23 protein-coding genes and 1 pseudogene are annotated in these 24488 nt (G+C 67.4%); 12 read left to right on the top strand and 12 right to left on the bottom strand.

What is annotated here, in order from left to right:
- The first annotated feature begins 54 nt into the window (after positions 1–54).
- From K344_RS23085 to K344_RS0112990, 6 genes are read left to right on the top strand one after another with little or no spacing between them, the layout of a single operon-like run.
- Entirely contained in the window at positions 55–501 is a 447-nt protein-coding gene (locus K344_RS23085; protein ID WP_051362204.1) for a MarR family winged helix-turn-helix transcriptional regulator, read from the top strand.
- Positions 494–958: a MarR family winged helix-turn-helix transcriptional regulator gene (locus K344_RS0113010; RefSeq protein ID WP_028081033.1), complete on the top strand. Its 465-nt coding sequence runs from the start codon at positions 494–496 to the stop codon at positions 956–958. The genes K344_RS23085 and K344_RS0113010 overlap by 8 nt, the downstream gene beginning before the upstream one ends.
- Positions 955–2991 carry an FUSC family protein gene (locus K344_RS0113005; protein ID WP_028081032.1) on the top strand — a complete coding sequence of 679 codons (2037 nt, stop codon included), beginning with the start codon at positions 955–957 and terminating at the stop codon, positions 2989–2991. The genes K344_RS0113010 and K344_RS0113005 overlap by 4 nt, the downstream gene beginning before the upstream one ends.
- Positions 2992–2995: 4 nt before the next feature.
- Complete coding sequence (locus tag K344_RS0113000) at positions 2996–3205, top strand: DUF1656 domain-containing protein (RefSeq protein WP_028081031.1); 210 nt, start codon at positions 2996–2998, stop codon at positions 3203–3205.
- Positions 3202–4125: an efflux RND transporter periplasmic adaptor subunit gene (locus K344_RS0112995; RefSeq protein WP_028081030.1), complete on the top strand. Its 924-nt coding sequence runs from the start codon at positions 3202–3204 to the stop codon at positions 4123–4125. The genes K344_RS0113000 and K344_RS0112995 overlap by 4 nt, the downstream gene beginning before the upstream one ends.
- The gene (locus tag K344_RS0112990; protein ID WP_028081029.1) at positions 4122–5567 is read left to right on the top strand and encodes an efflux transporter outer membrane subunit; all 1446 of its coding nucleotides are present in this window, start codon (positions 4122–4124) and stop codon (positions 5565–5567) included. The genes K344_RS0112995 and K344_RS0112990 overlap by 4 nt, the downstream gene beginning before the upstream one ends.
- 26 nt (positions 5568–5593) lie before the next feature.
- Here K344_RS0112990 and K344_RS0112985 read toward each other — a convergent pair whose 3' ends face one another.
- From K344_RS0112985 to K344_RS0112965, 5 genes are all read right to left on the bottom strand, one after another.
- The gene (locus K344_RS0112985) at positions 5594–7528 is read right to left on the bottom strand and encodes a CocE/NonD family hydrolase (RefSeq protein WP_051362203.1); all 1935 of its coding nucleotides are present in this window, start codon (positions 7526–7528) and stop codon (positions 5594–5596) included.
- 206 nt (positions 7529–7734) lie between these two features.
- Positions 7735–9717 carry an SDR family oxidoreductase gene (locus K344_RS0112980; RefSeq protein WP_028081027.1) on the bottom strand — a complete coding sequence of 661 codons (1983 nt, stop codon included), beginning with the start codon at positions 9715–9717 and terminating at the stop codon, positions 7735–7737.
- A 414-nt stretch (positions 9718–10131) separates the two neighbouring features.
- The gene (locus tag K344_RS0112975; protein WP_028081026.1) at positions 10132–10497 is read right to left on the bottom strand and encodes a hypothetical protein; all 366 of its coding nucleotides are present in this window, start codon (positions 10495–10497) and stop codon (positions 10132–10134) included.
- A 190-nt stretch (positions 10498–10687) separates the two neighbouring features.
- A complete protein-coding gene (locus tag K344_RS0112970; RefSeq protein WP_028081025.1) occupies positions 10688–11515 on the bottom strand; it encodes an SDR family NAD(P)-dependent oxidoreductase in 828 nt (275 codons plus the stop codon).
- Positions 11516–11579: 64 nt separating this feature from the next.
- Entirely contained in the window at positions 11580–12023 is a 444-nt protein-coding gene (locus tag K344_RS0112965; protein ID WP_028081024.1) for an HIT domain-containing protein, read from the bottom strand.
- A 119-nt stretch (positions 12024–12142) separates the two neighbouring features.
- Between K344_RS0112965 and K344_RS0112960 the strand changes: the two genes are divergently transcribed.
- Positions 12143–12814 carry an NAD-dependent epimerase/dehydratase family protein gene (locus tag K344_RS0112960; protein WP_028081023.1) on the top strand — a complete coding sequence of 224 codons (672 nt, stop codon included), beginning with the start codon at positions 12143–12145 and terminating at the stop codon, positions 12812–12814.
- A 67-nt stretch (positions 12815–12881) separates the two neighbouring features.
- Positions 12882–14069 carry a cation:proton antiporter gene (locus K344_RS0112955; protein WP_051362202.1) on the top strand — a complete coding sequence of 396 codons (1188 nt, stop codon included), beginning with the start codon at positions 12882–12884 and terminating at the stop codon, positions 14067–14069.
- Between the two features lie 6 nt (positions 14070–14075).
- On the opposite strand, the gene K344_RS0112950 is transcribed toward K344_RS0112955, so the two are convergent.
- From K344_RS0112950 to K344_RS0112935, 4 genes are all read right to left on the bottom strand, one after another.
- Positions 14076–14966 (bottom strand): PPK2 family polyphosphate kinase, encoded by an 891-nt coding sequence (locus K344_RS0112950; protein ID WP_028081021.1) that lies wholly within the window; start codon positions 14964–14966, stop codon positions 14076–14078.
- 4 nt (positions 14967–14970) lie between these two features.
- Positions 14971–15702, bottom strand: coding sequence for a PAQR family membrane homeostasis protein TrhA (trhA, locus tag K344_RS0112945; RefSeq protein ID WP_084197398.1), 732 nt, complete (start codon positions 15700–15702; stop codon positions 14971–14973).
- A gap of 152 nt (positions 15703–15854) precedes the next feature.
- Positions 15855–16331 (bottom strand): NfeD family protein, encoded by a 477-nt coding sequence (locus tag K344_RS0112940; RefSeq protein ID WP_245586217.1) that lies wholly within the window; start codon positions 16329–16331, stop codon positions 15855–15857.
- Positions 16328–17269 carry an SPFH domain-containing protein gene (locus K344_RS0112935; RefSeq protein ID WP_211234542.1) on the bottom strand — a complete coding sequence of 314 codons (942 nt, stop codon included), beginning with the start codon at positions 17267–17269 and terminating at the stop codon, positions 16328–16330. The genes K344_RS0112940 and K344_RS0112935 overlap by 4 nt, the downstream gene beginning before the upstream one ends.
- A gap of 318 nt (positions 17270–17587) precedes the next feature.
- On the opposite strand from K344_RS0112935, the gene K344_RS0112930 reads away from it, so the two are divergent.
- Positions 17588–18976, top strand: a complete 1389-nt coding sequence (locus K344_RS0112930) for an MFS transporter (protein WP_028081017.1) — start codon at positions 17588–17590, stop codon at positions 18974–18976.
- A 196-nt stretch (positions 18977–19172) separates the two neighbouring features.
- Here K344_RS0112930 and K344_RS21610 read toward each other — a convergent pair.
- The 3 genes and pseudogenes from K344_RS21610 to K344_RS0112910 all read right to left on the bottom strand — a co-directional run.
- Positions 19173–19592: pseudogene (locus tag K344_RS21610) on the bottom strand (SPFH domain-containing protein); the annotation flags it as partial.
- 161 nt (positions 19593–19753) lie between these two features.
- Complete coding sequence (locus K344_RS24100; protein WP_157622928.1) at positions 19754–21580, bottom strand: NHL repeat-containing protein; 1827 nt, start codon at positions 21578–21580, stop codon at positions 19754–19756.
- Between the two features lie 50 nt (positions 21581–21630).
- The gene (locus K344_RS0112910) at positions 21631–22050 is read right to left on the bottom strand and encodes a SufE family protein (RefSeq protein WP_028081016.1); all 420 of its coding nucleotides are present in this window, start codon (positions 22048–22050) and stop codon (positions 21631–21633) included.
- 126 nt (positions 22051–22176) lie between these two features.
- Between K344_RS0112910 and msrP the strand changes: the two genes are divergently transcribed.
- The 3 genes from msrP to rph are packed head-to-tail and all read left to right on the top strand — an operon-like array spanning position 22177 to position 24484.
- Entirely contained in the window at positions 22177–23130 is a 954-nt protein-coding gene (msrP, locus tag K344_RS0112905) for a protein-methionine-sulfoxide reductase catalytic subunit MsrP (RefSeq protein ID WP_028081015.1), read from the top strand.
- Positions 23130–23756 (top strand): protein-methionine-sulfoxide reductase heme-binding subunit MsrQ, encoded by a 627-nt coding sequence (gene msrQ, locus K344_RS0112900; protein WP_051362200.1) that lies wholly within the window; start codon positions 23130–23132, stop codon positions 23754–23756. Before msrP ends, msrQ begins: the two co-directional genes overlap by 1 nt.
- Positions 23753–24484 carry a ribonuclease PH gene (gene rph / locus K344_RS0112895; protein ID WP_028081013.1) on the top strand — a complete coding sequence of 244 codons (732 nt, stop codon included), beginning with the start codon at positions 23753–23755 and terminating at the stop codon, positions 24482–24484. The genes msrQ and rph overlap by 4 nt, the downstream gene beginning before the upstream one ends.
- The last annotated feature ends 4 nt before the right edge of the window (positions 24485–24488 follow it).

The following is a 24488-nucleotide window of genomic DNA, read 5'->3' as shown; positions in this document are numbered from 1 at the left end:
CGGGTGCCGAGCCACCGCCAACGCACGCACTATATTTCCGACGCAAGATGAGCCATGAATTTCACCGGAATCTCCGGCGCGACCGCTCCGCAGTTGCTGCTCGACGCGGCGTTGCGCTTGCGCCAGGACTTGCGGCGCTGCGCCCAGCATCTGGGCTTGACGCGCTCGCAAATCGCCGCGCTGGCCTGCCTGTCGATGCAGCCGGGCCTTGCACAGGTCGAGCTTGCTGAGGATGTCGAGGTCCACCCAGTGACTATCACGCAGATCATCGGCAGGCTGCAAAAGGACGCTTGGGTCCGCCGCGAGGTAGACGAGGATGACCGGCGCGTATTCCACGTCTTCGTGACGCGCAAGGCGCAACCGCTGCTGGAGGGGTTTTGGGCGATCGTCGGCGACCGCGGCGAGCAGGCGCTCGAGGGCTTCACGGCGTCCGAGCGTGTGCTGCTTGCCCAGTTCCTGCGCCGCATCCAGAGCAACATCACCGCCCGAGGCCATGGTTAGCGCAAAGTCTCTGGGCGCGCTGCGGGCCGACATGACGGCCGGACTCGCGCCCGCGAGCCGCCAGTGGCACCGGCTGGTCGAGCAGGCCATCGGCGATTGTGGGCTGTCGACCGCCAGCGCGACGCCGCTGATCCTGATTGGCCGCGCCAGTGCCGGACTCTACCAGGTGGCGCTTGCGGAACAGGTCGGTGTGATGGGGCCGACGCTGGTGCGTCATCTCGACAAGCTCTGCGAGGCGGGTTTGGTTCGCCGTGTCACGGACCGCGATAACCGGCGCGCCAATCTGCTCGAGCTGACTGAAGCCGGGCGGCGACTCGCCGATCGTCTCGAGGCGCGCATCGAGGAATTGCGCTGCCGCGTGCTCGGGCGCCTGCAGCGCAAGGAGGTCGAGGCCGTTCTGCGCGTCCAGCGCCTGCTGGCGGAAGCGAGCGCAGAGGGCGAGCGGGAATCAGCATGATGCTGCCCGACTGGCGCGAATGGCTGTTTTCGGCGAAGGCATTCGCGGCCGCGTCGCTGGCGTTGTATCTCGCGCTGCTGCTGTCGCTTCAAAACCCGTACTGGGCGATGGCGACGGTATACGTTGTCGCCCATCCGCTTTCGGGCGCCACACATTCCAAGGCGATTTACCGCGCGTGCGGCACGCTCATCGGCGCCGCCGCATCCGTCGCGCTGGTGCCGGCGTTTGTCGAGACCCCGGTGCTGATGTGCCTGGCGGTGTCGTTGTGGGTCGGTATCCTGCTGTATCTCGCGCTGCTGAATCCCTCGCCGAGCGGTTACATCTTCATGCTGTCGGCTTACACCATGCCGCTGATAAGCCTGCCGGCGCTCCTTCACCCGGAGCAGATCTTCGATCTGGCGCTGGCGCGCAGCGAAGAGATCCTGCTGGGCATCGCCTGCGCTGCGTTCATTAACGCCTTGGTTTTTCCTCGGCGCATGGGCCCGATGCTCGAGGTGCGGATGCAACAGCTGCTCGATGACGCTGCCTCTTGGTCTGGCGCGTTGCTGGCAGCGGTCGAACCCGGCGCGGACCGACGCCACCGTCTGGTTGCGGACATTTCCGCGCTCGATGCCTTGATCCGGCAGATGAGCTACGACGCTTACGACCGCGCTCAGATCGCGCACGCGCGGCAGCTCCGGCTTCGGCTGCTGATGCTGGTGCCTCAGGTTTCGGACCTGATCGAGCCGCTGCAGGCGCTGCGCGCGCGCAGGGCCGCGTTGGCGGGCCCCGTCGCCTCGCTCGTTTCCGATGTCTCGGCGTGGATGGCAGACCGCAGTGGAGATCCAGGCCCGGCTGGACGTCTGCGCGCGCAGGCCGCTGCGCTGCTTGCCGACTGCGCTGGCAACGACGTTGATCACGCGCTGGCGCGCCATGCGCTATTGCAACTGGAGGGGCTGCTTGACCTCTGGCAGGACTGCGTCGCGCTGCATTCGGCATATGCGGGCAGCAATGCGCGGGTGACGCTGCGCTATCACCTGCGCGGTGTCGATGACAGGACGCGCCATTACGATTACGGCCTGATGGCATTCTCGTCGCTCTCGGCGGCGGCGGCGACGTTCATCGCCTGCATGCTATGGATCATCTCAGGATGGACATTCGGCAGCGGCGGGGTACTGCTGGTGCCGGTAACCTGTTGCTTCTTCGCGGCGCTCGACGATCCGATGCCCGCCCTGAACAAGTTTCTCTTCTGGATGTTAGTCGCCACGCTTACATCCCTGCTGTATATCTTCCTGCTACTACCATGGGTGCGCAGCTATGCGGGCCTTGTGACGGTACTCGCGCCATGTCTGCTGCTCGTGGCCGCGTTCACCGGCATGCCGCAGTACAATATGGCCGTGATGCTGTTCCTCACGCAGGCCATCTCCGATCTTGGCCTGCACGGTCGCTACGTCGCCAATTTCGAGAGCTTTGCCAACGGCAGCTTGAGCGCAGCCCTCGGCCTCGTCTTTGTGCTGATGTGGATGTCGATCACCAAACCGTTCGGTACTGAGCAGATTGCCCACCGCCTCGCGCGCGCTGGCTGGCGCGATCTGATGAGGCTCGCCGCCGGGCGGGCGCAGGCCGATGGCATGTCGCGAATGATCGATCGGACGGCCCAGCTGCTGCCCCGTGTCGCGCTGCTCAAAGACCGCCCACTGGCCCAGCTCGACGCTGTCCGCGACCTGCGCGTATATCAGCGCCTGGCCGATCTTCAGGAGCAGCGTCGCCAGCTGCCGCCACGGGCAGCTGGGTTGGTCGGCCGCTCGTTGCATGCTGTCGCCGTCCATTACCGCGCGTGTCTGGACGCCGGCACCATGCTCGAGTTATCCGACACCCTTCACAGACGCCTGAGCCGCAGCGCGCAGCGGTTGCTGCTCGAGCGCTCGAACCCGAGCGTCGATCGGGCCGCGCAGGCGCTGGTAGGTCTATATTTGGCGCTGCTTCGCCCTCGCCCCGACGCCCCGACGGGTACGGCGGCGGAGGTGGCGGGCCTCCTTCCGTCCACCAGCTGATCCTATGCCCGGCCAGTTCGATGTTTACGGTGTGTTTTTCCCAGCACTGCTCGTACTGATGGTAGCCGCCTACGCCATCAAGGCCGGGCTGCGCATGCTGCTCGCACGCTTCGGATTTTACCGCTGGGTCTGGCACCCGGCCTTATTTAATACCGCCCTGTACGTTGTCGTACTGTGGCTTCTACTGCTCCTCGTCAGGCAGGCGATGTCATGAAACCCACGTTTAAGTCCATCGGACCGGTGCTGCTCACGCTAGCCGCGGCTGCCGTCGCAGTGCTCATCCTCATTCACCTGTGGCGGTACTACTACGACGATCCCTGGACCCGCGACGCGTACGTGCAGTCCGATGTGGTGCAGATCGCGCCGGACGTTTCGGGCCTCATCACGGAAGTGCGCGCCCGCGACAACGGGCCGGTACGCCAGGGCGAGGTGCTCTTTGTTGTCGACCAGGCGCGCTACCGGCTCGCGCAGGATCAGGCCGAGGCGAACATCCGCGAGCGCGAGGCGGCCGTGGCTCAGCTGCAGCGCGAAGTGGCGCGCAACGCGCGGCTCGGCAATCTTGTCGCCGGAGAGTCTGCCGAGGAGAGCCGAGCCAAGCTCGCACAGGCCGATGCTGCGCTGCAGGCGGCACGCACCGCGCTTGACGTCGCGCGACTCAACCTCGAGCGCACGGAGGTTCGCAGTCCGGTCGACGGCTTCGTCAACGACCGCACCGTACGGGTCGGCGACTACGTGAGCACCGGGCACGCGGTGCTGTCTGTCGTCGATACCGCGACGCTGCATGTCGACGGCTACTTCGAGGAGACCAAGCTGGCCCGCATCGAGATCGGCCAGCGCGCCTACATCCGGCTGATGGGTGAGCGCGAGCGGCTTCGCGGTCATGTCGAGAGCATCGCGGCCGGCGTCACCGAGCGCAATCGCAGCGCCGGCAGCAATCTGCTGCCCAACATCGATCCTGCTTTTAACTGGGTGCGCCTGGCACAACGCATCCCGGTGCGTATCGCCATCGACGCGGTGCCGCGCGGCGTGCGCTTGGTGACAGGTCGCAGTGCCACGGTGACGATTTTGCCCGACGCCGCCGCCGACAAGAATGCGCCGAACGCCGCCGCGAAACCGGCCACGAGCGGCTCATGAAACGCCTGCGCGCGACGGCGCTCGGTTTGGCGCTGACGGGACTCGCGGCTTGCGGCGCCGCGGGGCCCGACTATCGGCTGCCCGACGAAGCGGTCATTAACCGCCCTCACGTCCAGGGTGAGCTAGCGGGCGAGGTGGGAGCGCCGGGCACGGAGCGCCGCGAAGATCTGCCTGCGCAGTGGTGGAAGCTCTACGACGACGCCCTACTCGACCGCCTCATCGGACAGGCTTTGCAGGCAAATGCCGGCCTGCGAGAGGCCGACGCCAACCTGCGGCGCGCGGCGGCCATTTATCAGGTGGCGCGCAGCGCTGGTGGTTGGGACGAGAGTGTGGACCTCTCCGTTTCGCGTGCACAGATCTCGGCCGAGAGCCTGCTGCAGACTGAGCCCTTACCGCCGTTCAATGTCGCAGTCGGCGGCTTCAGTGTCTCTTACGCGTTCGACTTTTTCGGCAAGATCCGGCGCGGCGCCGAGGCGGCGGGCGCCGACGTGCAGGTCAGCCAGGCGGCGATGGATCTGGCGCGCATCACTGTGGTCGCAGAAGTCACGCGTGAATATGTAGAGCGCTGCCACGCCAGCCACGAGCTGAACGTGACCCAGCATCTGCTGGCACTGCAGGAGCGCAGCCAGGAGATCGCCCAGCGCATGCTCGACGCCGGCCGCGGCACCGCTACCGACGTCGCGCGCGCGAGGGCCCAGGCCGAACTCGTGCGTGCGGCCCTGCCACCGCTGACCGCACGGCGCAACGCCGCCGACTATGCGCTCGCCGCGCTGCTTGGCGGCACGCCGGCTGATTTGCCGCCCGAGGTGGCCGCGTGCGAGGACGCGCCGCAGCTGCGGCGGCCTATACCGGTTGGCGATGGCGCCGCGCTGCTGCGCCGCCGCCCGGACGTGCGCGCCGCGGAACGCCGGCTCGCGGCGGCGACCGCTCGTATCGGCGTGGCGACTGCCTCGCTCTATCCGGATATCAGCATCGGCGCCTCGATCGGCGCCAATGGCCTGCTTGAGGACTTCGGCAACGATCTCACGCGCAGCTGGTCCATTGGTCCGCTCGTCTCATGGAGTATTCCCGGTAACGGCGCGCACGCCCGCGTGCTGGCGGCGCAGGCCGGCGCTGACGCGGCGCTGGCCGCCTTCGACCAGACCGTGCTCGACTCGCTGCGCGACACGCAGACGGCGCTCGACGCTTACGTGCAACGCCTGCGACGTGGTGCCGCGCTACAGCAGGCGCTCGACGCCTCGGCTCAGGCCGCACAGCAGAACCGCCTCCTCTACGAGGCCGGGCGCGTTCCCTACCTGAACAGCCTTGATGCTGAGCGCACCTATGTGCAGGCGCAGACATCCGCCGCCGAGAACGACGCGCAGCTGTCGCTCGATCAGGTCAACCTTTTCCTCGCGCTTGGCGGCGGTTGGCAGCAGGAAGGGCCGCCGCCGCCGCACTAGCAGCACGGCGTCGCACGCCACGCCGCTTAGTTCAGCGTGCTTGCCGGCACCACCGGCAGGACCACGCTCGACGGATGCGCGGCGTCGCTGTGTATCGTCAGCACGCCGATCAGCGACTGCAGCAAGGTCGGGATTGGCGGCACGCCCTGCGGCAGATCGCTGGCGCCGACGGCGAGGCGCAGCCTGTGGCCCTTGGCGATCAGCGCGCTGGTCGCGAAGATCTCGACCGGCACCAGCACCGGTTCGTCGCCAAGCGTCTGCACCGAATCTTGCGTGTACGGATGCCAGGGCTGGATCATCTGGCCGTCCAGCGTACGCGAGCGGCTGGCGTCGACGGCGCGCAATGACGCCGTCTGGATGCCGTTGCTCAGCGACCTGGCGACGCCGTTCTCGTCGACATCGTCGACACGCACCGACAGGCCGGCGTCGCTGGCCGTCGACGAGATCCACACGTCGGCCTCGATCGGACCGTTGATGTAGTAATCGGCTTCCATCACCGGCGTCTCGTATTTCACCGACAGGCTCTCGGCCGAATTGCTGTTCTCGAAGCACGGCAGCGGCACGTAGCCGAGCAGGCCGGCGGTCCACTGCGAGGTGCTGATCGAGCACAGGCCTTCGATCGGCAGCTGCAATGCGGTATTGGCCTTCTCGCCGGCGGCCGGCGCGTCCTCGGACAAGCTCTTGTCGGCGCGCAGATAGAGACGCTGCGCCCGCGCATCCGGATGCGGCCAGTCGCTGGCCGTCGCGTAGTGCCCGTAGCCGGTCACGTACTGCGTGACGTTCGGCTGCCTGACGGCACCGGCCTTCATGCCCTTCACGTACTGGTCGAACCACTGCAGCTCGATATGGTTCAGCGGCGGCACGCCGTCGACCGGCAGACCCTGGCCGAACGCCGCCTCGACATGCGTCCACGGCCCGATCAGCAGCTTGGCCGGCGCGTTGTTCTTGATGCGCTCGTAGCTGATCGGCTCGCTGCGCTGAAAGAGATCGTGCAGGCCGCCGACGATGAAGGTCGGCACCTTGATCCGGCCGTCGTTCTCCAGCGGCGACCGCACTTTCCAGAAATCGCCGTCGTAGGCGGTGTCCGGATCGCCGGCCAGCGCGCGCAGGATGGTCGGCACCTGGAAGTTGGCGACGGCGCTGAGCAGGTGTTCGAGCGTCGCCGGCAGGCCGGTCGCCGGATCGGTGATCACGGTCGGATTGGTGAGGCCGAGCACCGAGACCAGGCCCAGCCACAGCGGAATGAACGTCGGGTTGACCTGGCCGCCGGTGAAGACGATGTCGCGGTAGCCGTCGCCGATCGGCACGATCGGAAACGCCGCCTTGACCGCCGGATGGCCCTGCGCGGCGGTGATGATCGCCGTGATGCCGAGATACGAGACGCCGTATACACCGATGCGGCCGTCGCAGAACGGCTGCTGCGTCACCCAGTCGACGACCTCGGCGTAGTCGGCCTGCTCGTCTTCGCCGAACGCTTCCCACTCGCCCTGCGACTGGCCGGTGCCGCGCACGTCGACCACCACCGTCGCGTAGCCGTGCTGCACGATGTACGGATCGGCGCCGCCGATCGCCGTCACCGCCTGGCCGGCGGCGCCGTTGTAGCTGGTCTGCACGAGCACGACCGGCAGCGGCGTCGTCACCGCGTTGCCGTCGGCGTCGGCCGGCAGCGTCACGTAGGCCGCCAGCTTCACGCCGTCGCGCATGGTGATGTACTGCAGAGCCTGCTTGGCGACGCCGGCGTACAGCGGCGCCGGATCGTAGTCGGTCCACTGTGCCTCGCCGTTGCGGCTGATCGGCGACGCGCTCTGCGCGGTTTCGGCGCGCGTGCCGAGCGTGCTCCACCGCGCCTGGCCGCCGCCCGAGGACGGCGAGCTGGAACCGCAGGCGGCGAGCACGACCAGCGTGGCGACGGCGGCGATGCGGGCAATGGGGCGCGTGCGACGCGCGATGAAGGCTTCCATGTCCATGGTCTCCCTGAAGTATTGGCGACCGCGCGGACGACGCGGCGCTTCTGCCGCGACTGTACGGACCCGCCGGCGGCGCGGCCATGGCAGCCGCGCCGGCGGCGGCGGCCGGCCGGCCAGATGCGGCGCCGCCGGCGCGCGGAAACGGCAAGGCCGGCGACGCACGCGCCGCCGGCCCGGTCGATCGCGACGCGGCGAAGCGTCTAGAAGTGCTCGCCCTTGAACAGGTTGGCGAACACCACCTGCTCGAGCGTCGGCTTGGCGCCTTCCTTGCGGCCCTTGGCGGCCGAGGACGAGGGGAACAGGTGGAAGCCCTTGTTGAGGATGTAGTCGTTGAGCTTCGGCCACAGCGCATACGAGACCGCGGCGGCGGTGCCGAGCGGCGTGGCGATCGACTTCGGCTTGTCGAGGATCGCCTTCATCACCGTGTCGCCGGCCTTGTCCGGCGACCAGGTCGGCACGTAGTCGTAGATCTTGGTCGGCGCGATCATTGGCGTGCGCACCAGCGGCATGTAGATCGCGGTGACGTGCACGTTGAAGTGCCGCACCTCGGCCGACAGGCAGCGCGAGAAGGCGTCGAGCGCCGCCTTGCTGGCCACGTAGGCCGAGAAGCGCGCGGCATTGGCGAGCACGCCGATCGAGCTGATGTTGATGATCTGGCCGCGCTTGCGCTGCGTCATGCTCGGCAGGAAGGCGAGGATCATGCGCACCGCGCCGAAGTAGTTCAGCTGCATGGTGCGCTCGAAATCGTGGAAGCGCGTCGTCGATTCCATCACGCCGCGGCGGATCGAGCGGCCGGCGTTGTTGATGAGGATGTCGACGTGGCCGAAGTCGCGCAGGATCGCCTGCGCGCACCCGTCGATCGCCTTTATGTCGTTGAGGTCGCAGGGATAGACGTGCGCCTCGCCGCCGGCCTTCTCGATGATGCCGCGCGTCTGTTCCAGCTTCTCGCGGGTGCGCGCCACCAGGATGACCTTGGTGCCGGCCGCGGCCAGCTTCTTCGCCACCACGAAGCCGATGCCGCTCGAGGCGCCGGTGACCACCGCGACCTTGCCGGCCAGGCGCTGCGTGGCGCCTTGCGGCAGCTTGGTGTCGAGGTCGAGATAGAGTTCCCAGTATTGCCATAGCTTGTCGCAATAGGTGCGGATGTCCGGGCACTGGATGCCCGAGCCCTTGAGCGCCTTGCGCGTTTCCTTGTCGTCGAACACGGCGCGGTTGACGACATAGCCGAGCACCGAGACCGGAATGCCGATGGCCGACGACACGCGCTTCTTGATCACCGCCGGAATCGCCCCGGCGACGCGCGTGCCGATCTCCTTCACCTGCGGCGGAATCGGCGGCACTTCCAGCGAACGCACGAACTGCGGGCCGTGCGCCGCTTCCATGATGACCTGCATCAGCTCGCCGACGCTCGGCGAATGCGACTGGATCAGGCAGAAGCACTTGCCGTCGAGGCCCGTCTTGTGGGCGATGTGGTCGATCGCCTTGGCGACGTAGTCGACCGGCGCGATCGGCACCTTGCCGCCGTCGACGCCGAGCAGCGGCAGCCACTTCGGCACGCTGTGGCTGAGCTTCTGCACGGTCTTGAAGAAGTAGTAGGGGCCGTCGATCTTGTCCATCTCGCCGGTCTCCGAGGAGCCGACGACGGCGCCCGGCCGGTAGATGCGGAACGGCGCCTTGCACTCCTCGCGGACGATCTTCTCGGACTCGAACTTGGTGCGGAAGTACGGGTGCGTGAGGCGCTGGCCCTCGTCGAACATGTCCTCGGTGAAGCGGCCGACGAAGTCGCCGCCGGCAACCGCCACGCTCGACACGTGGTGCAGGCGCACGGGGCCGTCGATGCCGTTGACGAACTCGACGACGTTGCGCGTGCCCTCGTTGTTGATGCGGTTGCCGGTCGCGTCGTCCATGTTCATGTCATAGACGGCGGCGAGGTGGAAGACGTGGTCGAGCTTGCCCTTCAGCTTGGCCCGCTCGGCGTCGCTGATCAGGCCGGGTTCGGTGACATCGCCGTGCACGGCGATCAGGCGCTGGCCGGCCTCGCCGAAGCGCTCCTGCAAGGCCTCGAACTTGTCCTGCGAACCGGGCCGCACGAGCACGTGGATCTGCGCATCCGCATGCTGCAGCAGTTCGCCGACCAGAAATTTGCCGATGAATCCCGTCGCGCCGGTCACGAAGTAGTTCATCGCGATCCCCCTTCTGTTATTTGGTGGTGCCCGTGGCGCTCGCATCTTAGCGGACCGCCGATGGCAGTGGTTTTGCCGCAGCGCGTCTCGATCGCGGTGCGGGCGGCCAACCGGCGGCGTCAGCCGCGGAACGCGGATCCGACTCGCGACGCTACATCCCCGTGCTGCGCACGGGGCCCCTGCACGCTGCTCGCGACGCAGCCGCGGGGTGTCGCAGCCGGGTGAGTTCGGAAGAAGCGGCTGGCATCGACTCGCGACGCTACATCCCCGTGCTGCGCACGGGGCCCCTGCACGCTGCTCGCGACGCAGCCGCGGGGTGTCGCAGCCGGGTGAGTTCGGAAGAAGCGGCTGGCATCGACTCGCGACGCTACATCCCCGTGCTGCGCACGGGGCCCCTGCACGCTGCTCGCGACGCTACTTGCGCAGCAGTTCGGCTTCGGTGAGCCAGCCGGAGGCGTTGCTGCCGTCGACCAGCCACCAGGGACCGGCGGCGTTGAGGACGCGCGACTTCAGGCGCACGATGGCGCCCGGCGGCAGGGTTTCGCCCCCGCTGCCGGCCTTGGGATGCAGGCGCAGGGTCAGCGGCACCTTCAGGGCGACGACGTCGCCTTCCTTCAGCGAGGTGGCGAGACCCGGCGGCAGCAGGCCGACCGGCTTGAGCGGCGCCGAGACGTTGCGCGCCTCGAGCGGCTTCGGCGCGTCGCTGCCGCAGCCCGGCAGCGCGGCGATGGCGACGCCGAGCAGCGCCGCGCGAATGGCGATGTTGCGGATGACTTCCATGGTTGCTCCCCCTTTTTTTGTGCCAGCATCCGTGCCGACCGCTCCTTTATAAGATCGCGGCGACCCGCGGACAATCGTCGCCCGCGAACCCAGCATGCCTTCGGTCACAGCGCGCCGCGAAAAGCGGCGGCGGGAACGTCATCGATGGGGCGACGAAAGGCGGATGCGACGCCCGTCGCGTTAAGTGGCCTCAGCGCTTGCTGTCGCGGAAATCGTCCATCGAGTGATAGATGCCGAACACGTGATCGGCGAGCCAGTCGTACAGCGCCAGCGGCAGCAGGCCCTTGAGGGCGTTGGAGAGATAGACGGTCCACGGCAGGATCAGGCGGCCGCGGCCGGCCTTCATCGCCCGCCAGACGCGGTCGACAACGTATTGCGGCGTCATCAGCGGCGTCAGCAGCATCGGCTTGGCGCCGTCGAACATGCCGGTCGAGATGTAGGTCGGGCAGACCGTCAGCACCTTGATGTGCGTGTGGCCGGCCTGCTTCAGCTCGAGGCGCAGCGAATCGCTCCAGCCGGTGCAGGACCACTTCGAGGCGCAGTACACGCTCATGCGCGGGTTGGCGACCAGGCTCGCCGCCGAGGACACATTGACGATGCGCCGCTCGCTGCCGCGCCCGGCGATCATGTCCGGCAGGAACTCGCGGGCGATATACATCGGCGCCAGCGCGTTGATCGCCATCGTCATCTCGATGTCCTTCTGGACGTCGTGCTCCCAGAAGTACTTGCCGCGGATGATGCCGGCATTGTTGATGAGAATGTCCGGCGTGCCGGCGCTGGCGCGGGCCTGCGCGGCGGCGGCGGCGATGGCGTCGGCCCGCGAGACGTCGACCACCTGCGCCAGCACCGTGCAGCCCGAGGCGCGCAGTTCGGCCGCGGTCTTCTCCAGCTCGGCGGCGTTGATGTCCCACAGCACGAGGGTCTTGGCGCGTTCGGCGGCGGCGAGCCGGGCGTAGAGCTTGCCCATGCCCATCGCCGCGCCGGTGATCAGCAGCGTCTTGCCGGTGACAGTGTCCATGAAGATTCCTGGCGAAAAACAGCGGCCGAGTCTAGGCAGGCGGCCGCCACGCGCCTAGCGCCGCTCAGCCGGCCAGGGGGAACGGCCCGGCCAATCGCGTGCGCAGTTGCTGCACGGTCGCCGCGGCGACGTCGGCGGCGTATGGCAGCGGCGGATGGCGGCCCCAGACCGTTCCCGGCCAGGCGGCGTCGCCGGGCCAGCGCACGATGTGGTGCACGTGCAGCTGCGGCACCAGATTGCCGAGCGCGCCGATGTTGAGCTTCTCGCCGATCGGAAACAGTGTCATGAGGGCGCGGCCGAGCGCGCTCGACTCGCGCAGCAGCTGCCACTGGTCGGCCTCGTCCAGCTCGTAGATCTCGCGCACGGCCGCGCGGCGCGGCACCAGGATCAGCCAGGGGTACTGCGCGTCGTTCATCAGCAGCACGCGCGACAGCGGCCAGTCGCCGACCGCCAGGGTGTCGGCGGCGAGGCGTTCGTGCAGGGCAAAGGAGCCGGCGGCGGCGTTCATGGTTCTCCTGGCGGGGGCGTTCGGGCTGCGGCGGGTGCGCAGTTTGCGATATATAGGGCGACACAAACAGCGGACGCCGCGCTCGTCGCCGCGCTGCCGCCACGAACAACGGGGATCATATGAGCCGCAGCGCATTGGTGGCGGGCGCGACGGGATTGGTTGGACAGCGCGTCGTCGAGCGCCTGCTGCGCGACCCGGCCTACGCGCGCGTCTGCGTGGTGGCGCGGCGGCCGCTGCCGATCGCGCATCCGCAGCTGACGACGCTGATCAGCGATTTCGCCGACCTCGCCGCGCTGGGTCCGCGGCTCGCCGCCGACGACGTGTTCTGCTGTCTCGGCACGACGCTGCGCCGCGCCGGATCGCGGGCCGCGTTCGCCGACGTCGACTGCCGCATGGTCGTCGATCTGGCGCGCGCCGCGCGCGCGGCCGGCGCCCATCAGTTCCTGGTGATCTCCTCGGTCGGCGCCAGCGCGCGCGCGCTGTCGTTCTATCTGCGCGTCAAGGGCCGCATGGAGGCGGAAATCGCCGGGCTCGGCTTCGCCGCGGTGCAGATCCTGCGGCCCTCGCTGCTGCTCGGCGAGCGCGGCGAACACCGGCCCGGCGAGGCCTTCGCGCAGCGCGGCGCGCCGCTGCTCGAGCGCATCGCGCGCGGCCCGCTGCAGCGCTACCGGCCGGTGTCCGCCGACGCCGTCGCCGAGGCCATGCTGCGGCTGGCGCTGCGCGGCGAACGCGGCGTGCAGGTGCACCATCTGCCGCTCGCCGAGCAGCTGATCGAGGAGAGCGACGAATGAGGGCGCGCTTGCCTGCGTCCCGGCGCAAGGACCACAGTAGAGGGCCGACCCCCGAGGCGATACGCGCATGAGCGATGCGACCGCGGCAGCCGCGCACAGCGATCCGCTGCTGCTGAACCTGTTCCTGATGTTCGCGGCGGCCAAGCTGTTCGCCGAGATCTGCGAGCGCCTGCGCCAGCCGGCCGTGGTCGGCGAGATCATCGCCGGCGTGCTGATCGGGCCCAGCGTGCTCGGCTGGGTCGCGCCGAGCGAGCTGACGCACGCGCTCGGCGAGCTCGGCGTGATCTTCCTGCTGTTCGCCGTCGGCCTGGAGACCAAGCCGCGCTCGATCATGCAGGTCGGCGCCACGGCCGGCATCGTCGCCGTGCTCGGCGTGGTCGTGCCGTTCGGCGCCGGCTGGGGCTACATGCGGTGGGCCGGGCACAACTCCATCGAGTCGCTGTTCCTCGGCGCGGCGATGGTGGCGACCAGTGTCGGCATCACGGCACGCGTGCTGTCGGGCATGGGCCTGCTCAGCCTGAAGTCGAGCCGCATCATCCTCGGCGCCGCGGTGATCGACGACGTGCTCGGCCTGCTGGTGCTCGCCGTGGTGTCCAGCCTCGCCGGCGGCAGCGTCAATTACCTGGAGATCGGCACCACGGCGCTGCTCGCGATCGGCTTCGTGATCTTCGTGGCCACGGTCGGCGCGCCGGTCGTCACGCGCATCACGCCGGCGATCCAGCGCCTGCGCATCGGCCACGCCCTGTTCATCGGCGCCATCGTGCTGTGCTTCGCGCTGGCGGTGGCAGCCGCGCAGATCGGCATCGCCGCGATCATCGGCGCCTTCCTGGCCGGCATGGCGCTCGCCGAAGCCGGCGAGAACCAGCACGAGCTGCACGAGCAGGTGCGCGGCGTCACCGAATTCTTCACGCCGTTCTTCCTGGTCGGCATCGGCATGCAGCTGAACCTCGCCGTGTTCGCCGATCGCGCGACGATCGTCGCCGCGCTGGTCGTCACCCTGCTGGCGGTGCTGACCAAGTTCTTCGGCTGCGGCCTCGGCGCGCTCAAGCTCGGCTGGCGGGGCGCCGCGCAGGTCGGCGTCGGCATGGCGCCGCGCGGCGAGGTCGGCATCGTCGTCGCGCAGATCGGCCTGGGCCTCGGCGTGATCTCCGATCACGTGTTCGCGATCGTGCTGTTCATGGCGGTGGCGACGACGATGATCGCGCCGCCGCTGCTGGTGCCGCTGTTCCGCGGCGAGCGCGCCGACGGCGGCTGAGCCGGCTCAGTCCTTCTCGAGCCGGCGCCGCAGGCCGGCCAGATGTTCGCGCTCGGCCGGGTCGAGTTCGGGCCAGCGCAGGTCGAGCTGGCGCAGGCGCGCGACGATGATCTCGGCGACGGTGGCGCGCAGGTACGGCTTGCTGTCGGCCGGGATCGCGTACCACGGCGCCCACGGCTTGGAGGTCGCGTTGAGCAGATCCTCGTAGGCCTTCTGGTAATCGCTCCAGCGCTCGCGCTCGGCGAGATCCGCGCTCTCGAACTTCCAGTTCTTCTCCGGCTCGTCGAGCCGCGACAGCAGGCGCTTCTTCTGCTCCTCGCGCGAGACGTTGAGCCAGAACTTGAGGATCACGGTGCCGTTGCGGGCGAGATGGCGCTCGAAATCGGCGACCGACTCGTAGCGCTCGCGCCACAGCTCGGCATCCTTCTTCGGCCGCCACGGCAGGCGCTGCGCGGCGAGGAATTCCGGATGCACGCGCACCGTCAGCACTTCCTCGTACCAGCTGCGGTTGAACACGCCGATGCGGCCGCGCTCCGGCAGTTCGCGGATGCAGCGCCACAGGAAGTCGTGGTCGAGTTCGGTTTCGCTCGGCCGCTTGAAGGCGGCGATCTGGCAGCCGGCCGGATTGATGCCGGTCAGCACCGCGCGGATCGTGCTGTCCTTGCCGGCCGCGTCCATGGCCTGGAAGACCAGCAGCACGGCGTGACGGTTGTCGGCGTAGAGACGCTTCTGCAACTCGTCGAGCGCTTCGACCTGCGCGGCGAGACGCTGCTTGGCGCCGTTCTTGTCGGCCTCGCTCTTCGGCGGCGCGCTCGGCGCCGCGGCGACGCGAAAGGCGCCGTCGAAAGGCACGAGATACGGGCTCGCGGCGTATTCGTCCGGCGTGGCGCTGGCCATCGCTTCAGCCTCCCGGGCCGGGCACGACGTAGAAGAAGATCGCGAAATACTGCAGCACGCTGCCGGCCAGCACGAACAGATGCCAGATCGCGTGGTGATAGCGCAGCTTCTCCCACAGGTAGAACACCACGCCGCCGCTGTAGGCGATGCCGCCGGCGACGGTCAGCGCGATGCCGCCGAACGGCAGGTGCTGGACGATGGGCCGGACGGCGACGATCGCGCACCAGCCCATGGCGAGATAGATGATCAGCGACAGCTTCTCGAAACGGCCGGTCGCGAAGATCTTGAACACCACGCCGACCGCGGTGAGCCCCCAGGTCACGCCGAACAGGCTCCAGCCCCAGACGCCGTGCAGGGTGACGAGGGTGAACGGCGTGTAGGTGCCGGCGATCAGGAAATAGATCATCGAATGATCGATGACGCGCAGCACCTGCTTGGCGCGCGGCAGCGCGTTGGGGATGCTGTGGTACAGCGTCGAGGCGCTGTACATCAGCACCAGGGTCGCGCCGAACACGCTGCAGGCGACGACATGCCAGGTGGTGCCGTAGAGCGCGGCGCGCGCGACCAGCACCGTGAGCCCGACGATCGCCAGCAGCACGCCGACGCCGTGCGTGATGGCGTGCGCGATCTCCTCGCCGAGCGAATACAGCGAATCCGGAATCTCGACCGGACCGATGTGATGGTGCGGCGGTGCGTGCTTCGTGTTCGGCAGGGACTTGTCGGGACTGGCGGCCATCATCGAAGGCGGATCTCGGGGGAACGGGCGGACAGCGTGCTCAGCTTACACGCAGCCCCGCCCGTTTTCGGCAGCCGTAGCGCCGCGAAGTTCCGCGGCACGCCCGCCGGCACGCTTGCCCGCGGCCGGTACGCGCGCGGCGCGAGGGGTCGCTACGCGCCGCCCGCGCCCTGGCCGAGGCGTTCGACGCGCAGCGTGGTGCCGTCCACCGCGACGACGCGCACCTGCGTGCCGGCGGGCGCGTCGGCGCTGGCGCTGATGCGCCATTGCGAATCGTCGACGCGCAGCGTGCCGACGCCGTTGACGATCGCCTCGCCGAGCGTGAACTGGCGGCCGACATAGGATTCGCCGCGCCGGTTCAGGGTCGGCTGGTCGGTCGCGACCTTCGCCGGCCGCCAGCGACGCCAGGCGAAGACGGTGGCGATCGACAGGACGCCGAAGATGATGAACTGCGCCGGCCAGGCCAGGACCGGAATGCCGAAGGCGATCACGCCGACGATCATCGCCGACACGCCCATCCACAGGAAGATCGCGCCCGGCACGAAGGCCTCGAGCGTCAGGAACACGAGGCCGGCGATCCACCAGTGCCAGTACAGGATGGCGTCGAGCGACACGGGCGCGGCGCTCACTTGCCCGCCGACACTTTCTTGGCGAGCTCGGCGATGCCGCCGATCGCGCCGATCACGCTCGACGCTTCGAGCGGCATCAGCACCAGCTTCTCGTTGGGACTGGTGGCGATGCGCGCCAGCGCCTCGACGTATTTCTGCGCGACGAAATAGTTGATCGCCTGCACGTCGCCCTTGGCGATCGCCTCGCTGACCATCGCCGTGGCCTTGGCCTCGGCCTCGGCCGAACGCTCGCGGCCCTCGGCGTCGCGGAACGCCGCCTCCTTGCGGCCTTCGGCCTCGAGGATCTGCTCCTGCTTCTGCGCCTCGGCGGCGAGGATCTGCGCCTGGCGCTCGCCCTCGGCCTTGAGGATCGCCGCCTGGCGGAAGCCTTCGGCGTCGAGGATGTTGGCGCGCTTCTCGCGCTCCGCCTTCATCTGCCGCGCCATCGCCTCGACCAGGGTCGGCGGCGGGCGGATGTCCTTGATCTCGATGCGCGTGACCTTGATGCCCCAGGGCGTGGTCGCGTTGTCGACCACCGACAGCAGCTTGGTGTTGATGTGATCGCGCTGGCTGAGCAGCTCGTCGAGATCCATCGAGCCCATCACCGTGCGCAGATTGGTCATGGTCAGCTGCATGATCGCGAACTCGAGGTTCTGCACCTCGTAGGCCGCCTTCGGCGCGTCGAGCACCTGGAAGAACACCACGCCGTCGACGCCGACCATGGCGTTGTCCTTGGTGATGACTTCCTGCGAGGGCACGTCGAGCACCTGTTCCATCATCGACAGCTTCTTGCCGATGCCATACATGTACGGAACCATGAAGTGCAGGCCCGGCTGGAAGGTCGTCACGTACTTGCCGAAACGCTCGATGGTGTACTCGCGTCCCTGTGGCACGGTGACCACGCCCTTCCACAGCGTCACCAGTGCGAAGACCACGAAAATGATCGCGATGACGCCCATGACCCACCCCCGCATCACGCCGTCAGGCGACGGCGCGTCGATTCTAGCGCCGCGCGGCATTTCGTTCGTGACCGGCACGACAGAGGCGGCGCCGACATGGCGCAATCCGGACCGCCTTGGTGCATGGCCGCGCAAGCGCGGCCGGCGACGGTGCAGGCCGGCGCGCCTCTTGCGCGGCCGCAACGGCATCTGCGCGCAACGGCGCTGACGCAGGCCCGTGTCATCAAACCGTCATGTGGCACCGAACGTGCTCGAACGCTGCGGGGGTTTTCCCGGGGAACATTGAGAGCAGCACCGATGAGCACACAGGATTTGGACATGACCACCGTGGCGCCGCCGCAGGGCGCGAGCACCGGCAAGGCGATGGGCGAGGTGGGCGCCGGCCGCTGGATCGAACACTGGGATCCGGAGGACAGCGCGTTCTGGGAGGCCAAGGGCCGCGCGATCGCCAGGCGCAATCTCTGGTTCTCGATCTTCGCCGAGCACATCGGCTTCTCGGTCTGGCTGCTGTGGTCGATCGTGGTGGTGAAGATGTACGGCACCTTCGACGCGAGCGGCGCGCTGATCAAGCCCGGCGCCAACGGCTGGGCGCTGACCGCCGGCCAGGGCCTCACCCTGCTGGCGCTCGCCTCCGGCGTCGGCGCCTTCCTGCGCATTCCGTACACCTTCGCAGTGCCGATCTTCGGCGGCCGCAACTGGACGATCGTCTCGGCGCTGCTGCTGCTGGTTCCGACCTTCGGCCTGGCCTGGGTCGTCAACCATCCGGAAGTACCGTTCGGCACGCTGATGCTGATCGCCGCGACGGCCGGTTTCGGCGGCGGCAATTTCGCCTCGTCGATGGCCAACATCACCTTCTTCTATCCGGAGAAGGAGAAGGGCTGGGCGCTCGGCCTCAACGCGGCGGGCGGCAACATCGGCGTCGCCGTGGCGCAGAAGCTGGTGCCGCTGGTGATCGGCATCGGCGGCCTTGGCCTCGCCAGCGCCGGCCTGGTCTACGTGCCGCTGGCAGTCATCGCCGCCGTGCTGGCCTTCCTGTACATGGACAACCTGCGCGAGGCCAAGGCCGATCCGGGTCCGACGCTGCGCTCGCTGAGCCAGGGCCACACCTGGCTGATGGCGGTGCTCTACATCGGCACCTTCGGTTCGTTCATCGGCTACTCGGCCGCTTTTCCGACCCTGCTGAAAGTGGTTTTCGAACGCGGCGACATCGCCCTCATGTACGGCTTCCTCGGCGCGCTGGTCGGCTCGCTGTCGCGTCCTTACGGCGGCAGGCTCGCCGACCGGATCGGCGGCTCGAAGGTGACGCTGCTGTGCTTCCTGGCGATGGCCGCCGCCGGCTACGCCGCGGTGCTCGGCGTGCAGCAGAAGGCGCTGGGCCTGTTCTTCATCAGCTTCATCCTGCTGTTCGTGTTCACCGGCATCGGCAACGGCTCGACCTACCGCATGATCCCGTCGATCTTCCGTCGCCTGCAGACCGGGCCGGAGGCGACGCTCGAGTTCAAGCGCCAGGCGGCCGGCGCGGTCGGCATCATTTCCTCGGTCGGCGCCTTCGGCGGCTTCGCGATTCCCTTCGTCTACAAGTGGTCGAAGGAAACCTTCGGCAACATCGTGCCGGCGCTGGAGATCTACATCGGCGTGTTCCTGGTCATGGCGGCGCTGACCTGGATCTTCTTCCTGCGCAAGAGCGCGCGCATGTACAACGTCTGATAAGCGCCGGGGCTGCGGTGTCTCGCGAAAGCCGGTCAGTGGCCGGCTTTCGTGTTTCCGGCTGCGCACTGGCGCTCGAAGGCATTGCCGATTTCGAGCGCGAGGATCTCCTGCGGCGTGCGCCCCGAGGTCAGCTCGAACAGCACGGCGATCAGGTCCTCGACGATGTGCGCGTAGGAATCGCCACGGATCTGCGCCTGCGCTCGCCTTCGGCCTTGAGAATCGCCGCGCGCTTGTCGCGCTCGGCCTTCATCTGCCGCGCCGTCGATTCGACCAGCGTCGGCGGCGGGCGGATGTCCTTCTCGAGGTTCTGCACCTCGTAGGCGGCCTTCGGCGCGTCGAGTACCTGGAAGAACACGACGCCATCGACGCCGACCATGGCGTTGTCCTTGGTGATGACCTCCTGGTTCGGCACGTCGAGCACCTGCTCCATCATCGAGAGCTTGCGGCCGACGCCGTACATGTACGGGATCATGAAATGCAGGCCCGGCTGAAACGTCGTCACGTACTTGCCGAAAGGCTCGATCGTGTATTCGCAGCCTTGCGGCACGGTGACCACACCTCTCCACAGCGTCACTAGTACGAAGACGACGAAGATGATCGCAATCACACCCATGGCCCCCCGGTTCTGACCGTCAGGAGACTGCGATCTGATTCTAGCGCTACAACCAAGTCGCCTCTTGACGTTGGCGTCAAGCAAGCATCAGCAGGGCGTCGCCGGCCCGAGCCCGGGGGAACAGAGACGCCCCGAGCGGCCCTGAATCCATCCTCACAAAATTAGTGGGCCAACGTCGTTTGTAGAATGACCTTCCCATCCGTGTCGCTGATGAAGAATTGTCCGTTGCTTCCGAATGCCAGGTCATATGCGTGCACCGGCCCAAGGCCACTAGGCAGCAAGATTGTCGGAATAAACGGTGCGAGAGTCTTGTCAGGACTGATGCCATAAGCCGCCGGGCATTCTTCGTGGCAGCCACCCCACGGGTAGCCGGTGAAAACCGGCGCACCATCCGGAGCGATTGCAAGCTGCTCAATAGCAAAGCCGCTCAGATAAGTGGAGTCTAGGCTCTCGCCCTGTTCATCCAGCTTATTGAGATTAGTGCCTACGGCGACATAGACGACGCCATCAGCAGCTCCGGCAATCGAGTTCGGATTGGCGAAGCCGAGGGCGCCGTGAGCATTCCACGTCGGAGCATAGGTGCCATCGCTGTTCATTTTTGTGACGGTTGCATTGCAGCCATCGCAGGACTCGTAGAACGAGTAGATATGATCGTCCACGTCAGTCGCTAGATCGCCAACGCCCTCGGAAAACAGTGTCGTGGTGCCGTCAGGCGCGCGCCGATAGATACCGTTGTGGTTGCCATAGTCGCTCGCGAGTTCCGAGAACAGCAGGTTTCCAGCTGCATCGACGGCCAATGCTTCCGGGGCGACGCCTCCATATGCTCCACCGTTGGAGACGAGGATCGTGCTGACGTTGCCGGCAGGATCGACTTTTCGGATGAGCCCGCTATCGCCGTTCTGCGAAGCATCGGCAACATAAAGATTCCCGACGGAATCAAGTGCGATGCCGCGCGGCGCGAGGAATGTGGCCGCTGAGACCGGACCGTCGGCGTTTCCTCCGATACCCGGCTGACCAGCCAAGATAGCGAACACCTGAACCGTGTACGATAGCGGAGCCTCATCGAATATTTGCTGGCAATCAGCATCTCCGCAGATACGCAGCGTCAGACTGCCTTGGTGCGCCGTCGCTGATACAGAGGCGGAAACAGGGACACTGGCCTCGAAAGTATCGGCAATGTCGTATGTCAACGGGACGACACTTCCGGTTTGGAACGTGTCGTCGCTGGCGCTGCCAATCGACGCGTACAGATTATGCGGGGCCACATCGTGAATCACCGCCGTGACTTTAAGCTCACCGCCACGGACGGCGGCCGCTACGATCGGAGTGGCCGAGGAAATCGATGGTGTCGCGATGCTGATGTGGTACGGCAACAAGCTTGAGCCGAGGACCGACGAGCAGGCTGAATCAGAGCAGACCCGCACCGTCAGAGTGCCGGTGTGATCGCCCGGTTGCAGGTTCGAAGCCAACGGAAGGTCGGCGGCAAAGGTCGTCTCGCTTTCCTGCGAGATATAGGCAGGGCCGGCAGCAAAGCTCTTCCCGGAATCAGTGATGACGACATACACCGTCCCGGAGGAAACCGTCCCGGCGACCGTGGCATGAGCGGTGATATACGATGGCAAGGTCGCCAGCGTATAGCTGGCTTCAAGCGGATATGGGGACAAAGAAATGTTCAACTTCGATCCGCTGCCACCACCACCACCACAAGCCGCGAGCGTCAGTGCAAGCAAGCACAGATATGTTCGCAACATTCCCTGAATCCCCCGTCGACGACCTTTCCTGAAAGCGCTCTCATTACGCATGTGATGGATCGACGGGGTCAAGCCGCTGCAGGCATCGATATGTGACGGGTTACCACGGTATGCGCCAAATGTTGGCCCAAGCGGCGCCGCAACCAGACTTTTGTCGATGCGTATGCCTGAATCACCGCGCGATACAAAGACGCGAGCGTCGATTTGGCGAAAAAATGATCGCAATGGGCGCAGCAAGCGCTCGTGGTGGGACGCTCCTTCGGATCGTTGCCCTTCGTCTGCGCGTCTTACATGCCCGCCGCCTCGGCGGCCGCCATCTGCTTGATGCGCTCGACCATCGCGTAAAAACCGTTGCGGCGGTTCATCGAGATGTTGCTTTCGAGGCCGAGGCGCTCGAAGGCGTTGCCGATGTCGAGCGCGAGGATTTCCTGCGGCGTGCGCCCCGAGGTCAGCTCGAACAGCACGGCGATCAGGCCTTTGACGATGTGCGCGTCGGAATCGCCGCGGAAGTGAAGTGTCTTCGGCGGCCCCGGCCGTGCCTCGCCGGCAAGCCAGACCTGCGACATGCAGCCGCGCACCTTGTGCGCGTCGTCGTGCTCGTCCTCGGGCATCGGCGGCAGCTTGCGCCCGAGCTCGATCAGGTAGCGGTAGCGCTCCTCCCAGTCGCCGAGGAATTCGAAGGTTTCCGCCAGTTCATCGACCGTCATCATCACCGCGCGTCCAAAAGTCCTGCTGGTTCGTACAAACGCATATGGTAGCGGTGAACGTCTGCCGCAAGCTGTGGTCCCCGAACCGTGGCCATCGTCGCCGCGCGTTCCGAACCGGAGTCCGTCATGCTGATCCGCATCCTGCCGCCGCACGCCCTGCGCGAGTCGGAGGTCACGCCCGAATCGATCTATCTGAACCGGCGTCGCTTTCTCGGCGGGCTCGGGGCCGGCGCCGCGGCGCTGGCGCTGCCGCTGGCCGCCGGCGCCGCCGAAGCCCCCGGTGCGGCGCTGGCGCCGCTCAAGGTCGGCACGCGCCGCGAGCAGGCCGGCGGCGAGAAGGTCAGCGATTTCGACACCGTCAGCACCTACAACAACTTCTACGAGTTCGGCACCGACAAGGATGATCCGGCGCGCAACGCGCACACGCTGCACACGCGGCCGTGGACGGTGGTCGTCGACGGCGAGTGCGAGGCGCCGGGCCGCGTCGACATCGACACGCTGCTCGCCGGCGGCCTCGAGGAGCGCATCTACCGGCATCGCTGCGTCGAGGCCTGGAGCATCGTCGTGCCCTGGGTCGGCCTGCCGCTCGGCGGCTTCCTCAAGCGCTACAAGCCGACCTCGAATGCCCGCTACGTGGCCTTCGAGACGCTCTACGATCCGAAGCAGATGCCGGACACGCGCTACGGCGTGCTCGACTGGCCGTACCTCGAGGGCCTGCGCATCGACGAGGCCATGCATCCGCTGACGATGCTGACGGTCGGCATGTACGGCAAGGTGCTGCCGAACCAGAACGGCGCGCCGCTGCGCCTCACGGTGCCGTGGAAGTACGGCTTCAAGAGCATCAAGTCGATCGTGCGCATCCGCTTCGTCGCGACGCAGCCGCCGACCACCTGGAACCGCATGGCGGCGCGCGAGTACGGCTTCTATTCGAACGTCAATCCGCACGTCGATCATCCGCGCTGGTCGCAGGCCAAGGAGCGCCGCCTCGGCGAGCTGTTCAAGCGCGACACGCTGATGTTCAACGGCTACCCGGAAGTCGCGTCGCTGTACGGCGGCATGGACCTGAAGAAGAACTACTGATGGCGGTGCCCGGCCCGAAGGCGCGCCTGTGGCTGTGGCGGCTCGCCGCCTGGACCGCGGGCCTCGCGCCACTGCTCTGGCTCGGCGCGCGCGTGCTGCAGTCGCGGCTGGGCGCCAACCCGGTCGAGTTCCTCGAACACCGGGCCGGCGACTGGTCGCTGCGCCTGCTGCTGGCGACGCTGGCGATGACGCCGCTGCGCCGCCTGACGGGCTGGTCGGAACCGATCCGCGTGCGGCGTCTGCTGGGCCTGTGGGCCTTCTTCTGGATCTGCCTGCACTTCGCCATCTATCTGACCTTCGATCTCGAAGGGTCGCCGGCGGCGCTCGCCAAGGATCTGGTGAAACGCACCTACATCACCATCGGCTTCGCCGCCTGGCTGCTGCTGCTGCCGCTGGCGATCACCTCGACGCAGGGCTGGCAGCGTCGGCTGAAGCGTCGCTGGGCGCAGCTGCACCAGCTGGTCTACGCCGCCGCGCTGCTCGGCGTGCTGCACTACCTCTGGCTGGTGAAGGCCGACCTGCGCGAGCCCTTGCTGTATCTCGCGATCCTCGTCGTGCTGCTCGGCTGGCGATTGCCATGGCGCGGTATACTCCGCGGCCATTCGCCGCCCCGCCGCACGACGTGACCGATCCCAAACCCGCCCTTCGCGCTTCCGGCCGTCGCGCCGACGAGCTTCGTCCCGTGTCGATCCTGCGCGGCTTCACCAAGCACGCCGAAGGTTCGGTGCTGGTCAGCTTCGGCGACACGCGCGTGCTGTGCACGGCGAGCGTCGAGGAGCGCGGGCCGGCCTGGAAGAAGGACGGCGGCTGGGTCACCGCCGAATACGGCATGCTGCCGCGCGCCACGCACGACCGCAGCCGCCGCGAAGCGGCGCAGGGCAAGCAGTCGGGCCGCACGCAGGAAATCCAGCGCCTGATCGGCCGCTCGCTGCGCGCCTGCGTCGATCTGGCCGCGCTCGGTCCGTACACCATCACCATCGACTGCGACGTGCTGCAGGCCGACGGCGGCACGCGCACGGCCTCGATCACCGGCGGCTACGTCGCGCTGGTCGACGCGATCCGCGCCATGCAGAAGGCCGGCAAGCTGAAGAAGAATCCGCTGTTCGGGCAGATCGCCGCCGTGTCGGTCGGCATCCACGCCGGCAAGCCGGTGCTCGACCTCGATTACAGCGAAGACTCCGGCTGCGAGTGCGACATGAACGTGGTCATGAACGAAGCCGGCCAGTTCATCGAGGTGCAGGGCACCGCCGAGGGCCATGCCTTCCGTCGTGACGAGCTGAATGCGCTGCTCGACCTGGCGACGCTGGGCATCGCCGAACTGATCGCCGCGCAGAACGCGGCACTCGCCTCCTGAAGCG

It is taken from the genome of Solimonas soli DSM 21787 (assembly GCF_000474945.1).
Taxonomy (GTDB): domain Bacteria; phylum Pseudomonadota; class Gammaproteobacteria; order Nevskiales; family Nevskiaceae; genus Solimonas; species Solimonas soli.
This window is presented reverse-complemented; position numbering and strand designations above follow the sequence as displayed.

Coding starts and splice junctions, on each gene's coding strand:
- K344_RS0112950 (WP_028081021.1), bottom strand. CDS start 14,966: ATGGCCAGCGCCACGCCGGACGAATACGCCGCGAGCCCGTATCTCGTG.
- K344_RS0112930 (WP_028081017.1), top strand. CDS start 17,588: ATGACCACCGTGGCGCCGCCGCAGGGCGCGAGCACCGGCAAGGCGATG.
- K344_RS0112910 (WP_028081016.1), bottom strand. CDS start 22,050: ATGACGGTCGATGAACTGGCGGAAACCTTCGAATTCCTCGGCGACTGG.
- K344_RS0112980 (WP_028081027.1), bottom strand. CDS start 9,717: ATGAACTACTTCGTGACCGGCGCGACGGGATTCATCGGCAAATTTCTG.
- K344_RS0112985 (WP_051362203.1), bottom strand. CDS start 7,528: ATGGAAGCCTTCATCGCGCGTCGCACGCGCCCCATTGCCCGCATCGCC.
- K344_RS0113000 (WP_028081031.1), top strand. CDS start 2,996: ATGCCCGGCCAGTTCGATGTTTACGGTGTGTTTTTCCCAGCACTGCTC.
- K344_RS23085 (WP_051362204.1), top strand. CDS start 55: ATGAATTTCACCGGAATCTCCGGCGCGACCGCTCCGCAGTTGCTGCTC.
- K344_RS0112995 (WP_028081030.1), top strand. CDS start 3,202: ATGAAACCCACGTTTAAGTCCATCGGACCGGTGCTGCTCACGCTAGCC.
- K344_RS0112990 (WP_028081029.1), top strand. CDS start 4,122: ATGAAACGCCTGCGCGCGACGGCGCTCGGTTTGGCGCTGACGGGACTC.
- K344_RS0113005 (WP_028081032.1), top strand. CDS start 955: ATGATGCTGCCCGACTGGCGCGAATGGCTGTTTTCGGCGAAGGCATTC.
- K344_RS0112970 (WP_028081025.1), bottom strand. CDS start 11,515: ATGGACACTGTCACCGGCAAGACGCTGCTGATCACCGGCGCGGCGATG.
- trhA (WP_084197398.1), bottom strand. CDS start 15,702: ATGGCCGCCAGTCCCGACAAGTCCCTGCCGAACACGAAGCACGCACCG.
- K344_RS0112965 (WP_028081024.1), bottom strand. CDS start 12,023: ATGAACGCCGCCGCCGGCTCCTTTGCCCTGCACGAACGCCTCGCCGCC.
- msrQ (WP_051362200.1), top strand. CDS start 23,130: ATGGCGGTGCCCGGCCCGAAGGCGCGCCTGTGGCTGTGGCGGCTCGCC.
- K344_RS0112955 (WP_051362202.1), top strand. CDS start 12,882: ATGAGCGATGCGACCGCGGCAGCCGCGCACAGCGATCCGCTGCTGCTG.
- K344_RS0112975 (WP_028081026.1), bottom strand. CDS start 10,497: ATGGAAGTCATCCGCAACATCGCCATTCGCGCGGCGCTGCTCGGCGTC.
- K344_RS0113010 (WP_028081033.1), top strand. CDS start 494: ATGGTTAGCGCAAAGTCTCTGGGCGCGCTGCGGGCCGACATGACGGCC.
- K344_RS0112935 (WP_211234542.1), bottom strand. CDS start 17,269: ATGGGCGTCATCGCGATCATTTTCGTGGTCTTCGCACTGGTGACGCTG.
- msrP (WP_028081015.1), top strand. CDS start 22,177: ATGCTGATCCGCATCCTGCCGCCGCACGCCCTGCGCGAGTCGGAGGTC.
- K344_RS0112960 (WP_028081023.1), top strand. CDS start 12,143: ATGAGCCGCAGCGCATTGGTGGCGGGCGCGACGGGATTGGTTGGACAG.